The 7,231-nt window shown below is 36.1% G+C and carries 5 protein-coding genes; 4 read left to right on the top strand and 1 reads right to left on the bottom strand.

Features of this window, described 5'->3' with window-relative positions; genetic code table 11:
• Positions 1–493 precede the first annotated feature (493 nt).
• On the top strand, positions 494–1,576 hold the full coding sequence (gene pstS / locus ACP6PL_RS00670) for a phosphate ABC transporter substrate-binding protein PstS (RefSeq protein WP_426541489.1): 1,083 nt from the start codon (positions 494–496) through the stop codon (positions 1,574–1,576).
• A 23-nt stretch (positions 1,577–1,599) separates the two neighbouring features.
• Here pstS (ACP6PL_RS00670) and ACP6PL_RS00665 read toward each other — a convergent pair whose 3' ends face one another.
• A complete protein-coding gene (locus ACP6PL_RS00665; RefSeq protein WP_426541487.1) occupies positions 1,600–2,871 on the bottom strand; it encodes an RNA-guided endonuclease InsQ/TnpB family protein in 1,272 nt (423 codons plus the stop codon).
• A gap of 408 nt (positions 2,872–3,279) precedes the next feature.
• On the opposite strand from ACP6PL_RS00665, the gene pstS (ACP6PL_RS00660) reads away from it, so the two are divergent.
• The 3 genes from pstS (ACP6PL_RS00660) (at position 3,280) to pstA (ending at position 7,059) form a co-directional block, all read left to right on the top strand.
• The gene (gene pstS / locus ACP6PL_RS00660; protein WP_426541485.1) at positions 3,280–4,356 is read left to right on the top strand and encodes a phosphate ABC transporter substrate-binding protein PstS; all 1,077 of its coding nucleotides are present in this window, start codon (positions 3,280–3,282) and stop codon (positions 4,354–4,356) included.
• Between the two features lie 416 nt (positions 4,357–4,772).
• Positions 4,773–5,747: a phosphate ABC transporter permease subunit PstC gene (gene pstC, locus ACP6PL_RS00655; RefSeq protein WP_426541483.1), complete on the top strand. Its 975-nt coding sequence runs from the start codon at positions 4,773–4,775 to the stop codon at positions 5,745–5,747.
• Between the two features lie 418 nt (positions 5,748–6,165).
• Positions 6,166–7,059 carry a phosphate ABC transporter permease PstA gene (gene pstA / locus ACP6PL_RS00650; RefSeq protein WP_426541481.1) on the top strand — a complete coding sequence of 298 codons (894 nt, stop codon included), beginning with the start codon at positions 6,166–6,168 and terminating at the stop codon, positions 7,057–7,059.
• Positions 7,060–7,231 lie beyond the last annotated feature (172 nt).

The following is a 7,231-nucleotide window of genomic DNA, read 5'->3' as shown; positions in this document are numbered from 1 at the left end:
AGAAGGCTTTAGTTATCTAGGAGAGAAGGCTTTAGTTATCTAGGAGAGAAGGAAGGAATTTTGTAGTCTACCTTTGTGAAAACCGCTATAAATTTGGTGATTAAACTCGTTAATTTGAACTATAACCCGCCCCTACTATTGCACAGTTAAAACTGTGCAATAGATTTTTATTTCTAGTGCAGGATGACGGAAATAAGTGACTAGTGACAAAATACTCAAAGCCTTACCAATCAAAACTTCTGACTTCTGACTTCTGACTTCTGACTTCTGACTTCCGCGTAGCGGTACTAGGTATCTTTTTCTCCCCATCCTGCCCACACTCCCAATCTAATGCACTATTTAAGGTGTGTCAGTCCACTAGCTATCATTATTTATCACTAACAATTTATTAACTTTTCCTTTACCTATTCTTTACCTATTTTTAACTTAAGTATGTTCAACTGTGACTTAACTGTGACTTTTGTTTAAAATCAATATCAGAGTTTAAATACTTATGACACTTAGTATCAAATTTAGTCAAATAATTCGTAATACTTCTAAAGTATCTCTAGTAGCCTTAACAATTGGTCTAGCTACTACAATTGCTGGAGTAAAATACAGTCTTGCTCAACAAAAAATCAACCTTGTAGGTGCTGGTGCATCTTTTCCAGCTCCCCTATATCAACGTTGGTTTTCTGATATAAGAGATAGTCGTTCTGATATTGGGGTAGATTATCAATCAGTTGGTAGTGGTGCTGGTGTAGAGAGATTTACTCAAGAATTGGTAGACTTTGGTGCTAGTGATGTGGCAATGAAAGATGATGAAATTGCTAAAGTAAGTAGAGGAGTTCTGATGCTGCCCATGGCTGCGGGTAGTATTGTATTAGCTTACAACGTACCAGGTGTATCCGATCTGAAATTATCCAGAGAAGTTTATGTAGATATCCTTTTGGGTAAAATTACAAAATGGAACGACTCAAAAATTGCTGCTATTAATTCTGGTGTAAATTTACCGAATCTACCAATCACTGTAGTTCATCGTTCCGATGGTAGTGGAACTACAGGAGTGTTTACGAAGCATTTAAGTGCTATTAGTCCAGAGTGGAAACAAAAAGTAGGAGAAGGTAAAACTGTTCAATGGCCAACAGGAATAGGTGGTCAGAAGAATGATGGTGTAGCTGCTGGAATTCGTCAAACTGAGGGTGCTATAGGTTACATTGAGTTTGGTTTTTCTAAGAATGCTGGTCTTCCTACTGCAGCTCTGGAAAATAAATCTGGTAAATATGTGAAGGCTTCCTTAGATTCTGCTAAGGCTACTCTAGCAGCAGTAAAATTACCTGGAAATCTGCGTGCTTTTATTAGCGATCCTGGAGGTGGTGATTCTTATCCTATCGTTACTTATACTTGGATGCTGATTTATGGCCAATATGAGCCAGCTAAAGCTCAGGCTATAGAAAAAATGATTGAATATGGATTAAATGAGGGGCAAAAGGTAAGTGCTGATTTAGGTTATATTCCACTGCCTGATAATGTTCGTCAAACAGTTGCTGCGGCAGCGGATAAAATTAGCTCTGGCTATCAAATTAGTTTGAATTGACATACTCCCGACATCAAGCTGCGCTATGATGGGGGATTCTCATCATTGATGATTCTACGCTCACAGAGATGACTTAGATCGGCAATATTGCTATCACCAAACCATTGGTCAGACTCTCCCGTAGCTTTTGGGTTTCCCCCAGGTTCCGAGTGCCCCTCGGTACTGTTGAGTATGGCTCCTAACATTTCTAAACCTTTAGCCAAAATGTTCCTTGCTGCATTGTGGTCTCTATCAGCAATATAGCCACAATGCGGACATTTGTGAGTTCTTACTGACAAAGATTTATTCACAGTTTGACCACAATTTGAACAATTTTGGCTTGTGAAATGTGGAGGTACTGCTATGCAAGCAATTCCATGCAACTTAGCATAATATTCTACCCATTCGGTGAACTGATACCAGCTTGCATCAGATATGGACTTAGCTAAATGATGATTCTGAACTAGGTTAGCAATCTTTAAATCTTCATAAACTACCAAATCGTTAGATTGGATTAACGCCCGTGCAGTCTTTATTGCATGGTCTTTACGTTTTCTACTGATTTTGAGATGCTGCCTAGCTAATTGTTTCCTGGCTTTGTGGTAGTTATTTGATTGCGGTTTTTGGCCTTTCTCGTGCCGACGTGATACTCTGCGCTGTAGTTTTTTGAGCCGTTTTTCTGACTTTCTTAAGTATTTAGGATTATCTACAGCATTACCATTACTATCAGTATAGAAAGCATTTAAACCTAAATCAATTCCTACTACATTGGCTTCAAAGTTATGAGCTTCTTTTCTTTCTACATTTATTAAAAATTGACAATAATAACCATCAGCTCGTCTAACAACTCTAACACGACTTATTTGTTGCTCTGAATACCAAACTAAATTACGACTTGTCCATAGTTCAAATACACCAGCCTTAAAACCATCTTTAAACTCAATTTTCTTTCTATCTGGAGATAATTTGTAACCAGTAGTTTTATACTCTACTGAACGAGTAAATTTTTTAAACTTTGGATAACCTTTTTTACCTGGTTTATTTTGCCTACAATTTTTATAGAATCGTTCTATTGACTGCCATGCTCTATCGGCTGATGCTTGTCTGGCTTGAGAGTTTAGCTTTTTTACCCAAGGAAAATTGGCATCTTTTGCTAGTACAGAACAAAGCTTTTGTAAGTCATTGCGTTTGACATCTTTATTATCCATCCAATAGCGCAAACAACTATTCCTAATGAATTGACCTATGAGAATCATTTCATCTAAAACTTTGTGCTGATTTTGACTGCCTTTTAATTTAGCCTCAATTACTAGCAAAGCTGTTGTTAATTCCTTGACTAAATTTACTATTATAACTAAATTTACCCAAAATATCTACTGGATAAACTATTAATATTTGTATATAATTATGATTCCATGTCATAATTATATACTCACGATTCATCTCATAGTTATTGTCGCCTCACCCTCCCCACCCTACGCCTAGATTTAATATTCCTTTTACAAACAGTCTCTTAGGTACTTAAAATACTTCCTTGAAGTAAAACTCTCTGTAGTCTATCTAAAATGAAAACTGCTATAAGTAAGTTCCTTAAATCAGCATTTCTGATTTTTAGGCTAATGATTGCTAATCATAAACAAGCATTAACCTTTCCTTAACCTCAAGATGTTAAACTTTCGTCTATTCTTTTTGGTGTGTAGAGAAATATAGAAATCTAAATAATTATGGGATTTGGTATAAATTTTTCTGGAATAACTCGTATTACTGCCAAAGTATCAGCAGTAGCTCTAACAATTGGTTTAGCTGCTTGTGGTGGCGGTAATGGTGGAGGTGGTCAAGTAAGTCTGGTAGGTGCTGGAGCTTCTTTTCCATCACCAATATATCAACGTTGGTTTCAAGACCTGAGTAATAGTGACTCTAGCCTACAAGTAGATTATCAGTCAGTGGGTAGTGGGGCTGGTGTTGAGAGATTTACTCAAGAATTGGTAGATTTTGGTGCTTCTGATGTGGCAATGAAGGATGAGGAAATTGCCAAAGTAGGCCGAGGAGTTATCTTACTACCAATGACTGCAGGTAGTATTGTATTAGCTTACAATTTACCTGATGTTTCTGGTCTAAAACTTTCTAGAGAAGTTTATATAGATATCCTTTTAGGTAAAATTACAAAGTGGAACGACCCAAAAATAACAGCAATTAATCCTGGGATAACTTTGCCAGACAAAACTATTACAGTTGTATATCGTTCTGATGGTAGTGGTACAACCGGAGTTTTCACTAAGCATTTGAGTGCTATTAGTCCAGAGTGGAAAGAGAAAGTAGGGGAAGGTAAAACTGTTCAATGGCCAGTAGGTATTGGTGGTGCGAAGAATGATGGTGTAACGGCTCAAATTCGTCAAGCTGAAGGAACAATAGGATATGTTGAGTACGGTTATGCTAAAACTGCTGGTTTGAATATGGCTTCCCTAGAAAATAGTTCAGGTAACTATATAGAGCCTAGTTTTGAATCAGCATCAGCAACTTTAGGAGCAGTTACATTACCTGAAAATTTACGAGCTTTTATTACTGATCCAGAAGGGGATAATTCTTATCCAATCGTAACTTACACTTGGATGCTTGCTTATGGCGAATATGATGATGCAGGTAAAGCTGAAGGTGTGGAAAAAATGATTGAATATGGGTTAAATGAAGGTCAACAAATTAGTTCGGAATTAGGTTATATTCCTCTACCTGATAATGTACGTCAAAAAGTTCTAGAAACTGCTGATAAAATCAGCCCAGATTACAATATGACTCTCAAATAGCATCAAAAATAAATTTAATTCAGAATTCTGAATTCTGAATTAAATTTTTTGTAATTTTTTTTCATGTCATATAACCTGAAATTACTCCTAGATAATCTTTCAAATTAACTTAATGACTACTTAGGGCTTGCTGATTAATTATGAAAGTATTGACAGATAAAGACTTGAGCATTTTTTAGCCCTTTAAAAGTAACAGTTTTTTGGTGGATAGAGCTGCAAAAAGTTATTATTTTGAGATGATTATGGTAGAAAAATTCAGGAATAATTTTTCGAGTACCTCCCCTATAATTCCCATTTCTCCTGTCTCCTGTCTCCTGTCTCCTGACTCCTACCCTTACCCATAAAACTTTTGAGCGCAAACCCTACTTAAAAAGGTATACCTATCTGCCCTAATTATAGATGTAAAAATTATTTATATGGTTGCACAATCTCAAGTTCAACAAGATACTCGCTCTCGGAGTGATGCAGAAAAAAAGTTTGATGATGGTTTTATTACCCTGACTAAAGTTTTTGCTTGGGGTATAGCAGCTATTCTAATTCTAATGGCTTTGACAGTAGCTCGGCAAGCAATACCATCTCTCAATGAATTCGGTTTGAGCTTTCTATTTAAAAGTGTTTGGAACCCTGTAGCTAATGATGGGAAAGGCGATTACGGCGCATGGCCAATGATTGTTGGAACTTTAGTTAGTTCAGTCTTAGCCCTATTTATTGCAGTTCCTCTCGGTGTAGGTACAGCAATATTTTTAAGTGAGAATTTTCTCCCAAAAAAAATTATTACTCCATTAACTTTTATGGTGGAATTACTAGCAGCTATTCCTAGTGTAGTTTATGGTTTATGGGGTATTTATGTTTTGCTCCCTTTTCTGGAACCAATAGAAGCTTTTCTGGGTAAATATCTTGGTTGGATTCCACTTTTTTCTATTCCTGATGGTGTTCGTGCCGGAGGTCCGGGAATGTTTCCTGCAGCTATTATTTTATCAATAATGATTTTACCAATTATTACTGCTATTTCTCGTGATTCTCTTGCTAGTCTACCACCTGATTTGCGACAGGCTTCTTTAGGTTTAGGAGCTACCCGCTGGGGTACTATTATTAGGGTGTTAATTCCAGCAGCTTTTTCAGGAATTGTTGGTGGTGTCATGTTAGGTTTGGGTAGAGCAATGGGAGAAACTATGGCTGTAACAATGTTAATTGGTAATGCTAACTCAATTAAACCTACTCTTTTTGCTCCAGCTAATACTATCGCTTCTTTAATGGCAAACCAATTTGCTGAAGCTTCTGGTTTACAACTTTCTGCTCTGATGTATACAGGGGTAGTTTTGTTTGCTTTAACCCTAATTGTAAATATATTAGCTAATTGGGTTGTAAATCAAATTAAGGCTAAGTATTAATAATGGATAATTGATAATGGATAATTGATAATTAGTCCCCAGAGGTTTAAAGTATCTCCTTTTCAATTGATAATTAGATATATTTTTCATTAATCACTATTCATTATTTTTTGTCTAGGCTATTTATAACAATATATTTAATGTCAACTTAACTGATGTAATTTTTAAATTATGTTCATTCTATCTTGTGATTAACTATGACTAAAAAATAAGGTTTCAAGTTTCCTCTTCCTACGGGATGAAAAGTGGAGATTCCCGTCTAGTGGGATTGGTTTAGCAGAGCAGTGGAAAAGCTCACCATATACAATTGACTAAAAGAAAATAAACTTTAGTATTTCCATCCCGATGCTTTCCTAGATCATCCTGCGTAAACAGTCAGAGGTACTGAATAACTGATAACTGATAACTGATAACTGAAATGGCAGATATTACCTACAACCGACAATCTTCTGAATCTATCATTAACCTAAAAAGAAACCCTAAAAGACCAAGGGAAATCTTTAATAAAGTAATGACAGCATTATCAGCTACTTGCATAATTATTACTCTTATCCCTCTATTTGCTGTATTAATTTATGTTTTTATCAAAGGAGTAGCTCGTCTCAACTTAGATTTATTTACTAAATTGCCACCTGCAGCAGGTCAAACGACAGGGGGTATTGCTAGTGCTATTTTAGGAACAATTATGGTAGTAGCAATTGCTAGTTTAATTGCTGTACCTTTTGGAATATTAGCAGCAGTTTATTTATCAGAATTTAGTGACGAAGAAACTGCTCGCCCAATTCGATTTGCTACTAATGTTTTGAGTGGTGTTCCATCAATTATTGCTGGGGTATTTGCCTATAGTTTACTGGTTTTAACTATGGGTAAATTTTCAGCATTTGCTGGAGGAGTTGCTTTATCAATTTTGATGTTGCCCACTATTATTAGAACTACTGATGAAGCTTTACAAATAGTTCCTAGAGATATTAGATGGGCATCCGTAGGAGTTGGTGCTTCTAATTATCAAACTGTTTTACAGATAGTTTTACCCGCTGCTTTACCAGGTATTATCACAGGAATTACTCTTTCTATTGCTCGTGCTGCTGGAGAAACAGCTCCACTACTTTTTACTGTGGTTTATTCTAATAATTGGCCTCGTGGTCCATTTGCTCCGACAGTACCATCTTTGGCATATCTAGTATATGAGTTTGCTCGCAGCTTTGATTTGGTTTTACAAGAGTTTGCTTGGGCAGGATCTTTAGTGCTAGTTTTATTAGTTTTAATTACCAGTATTTTTTCTCGTTGGGCAACCAGTCAAAAGCAATTTTGATGATTGAAAAATGAAAAAGGCATCACTCCTACTTCACAGAGATAGGTTTTTAATATTTCGGTTGAGGCTAAACTTGGAGGATAACAAGGTAATTCATTAATTGATAATTGATAATGAATAATTGATAATTACCTCTGGTTAAAACCGAGAGGATTGAAGATTGGGAAATATC

This window comes from Dapis purpurea BLCC-M126 (assembly GCF_050015975.1).
GTDB lineage: Bacteria > Cyanobacteriota > Cyanobacteriia > Cyanobacteriales > Microcoleaceae > Trichodesmium.
Note: the sequence above shows the minus strand (reverse complement) of the source record. Positions and strands in the feature narration are given on the sequence as shown.

What these genes read in the sequence shown, in the direction of transcription:
- pstS (WP_426541489.1), top strand. Translation starts at nt 494, where the DNA reads ATGACACTTAGTATCAAATTTAGTCAAATAATTCGTAATACTTCTAAA.
- pstS (WP_426541485.1), top strand. Translation starts at nt 3,280, where the DNA reads ATGGGATTTGGTATAAATTTTTCTGGAATAACTCGTATTACTGCCAAA.
- pstC (WP_426541483.1), top strand. Translation starts at nt 4,773, where the DNA reads ATGGTTGCACAATCTCAAGTTCAACAAGATACTCGCTCTCGGAGTGAT.
- pstA (WP_426541481.1), top strand. Translation starts at nt 6,166, where the DNA reads ATGGCAGATATTACCTACAACCGACAATCTTCTGAATCTATCATTAAC.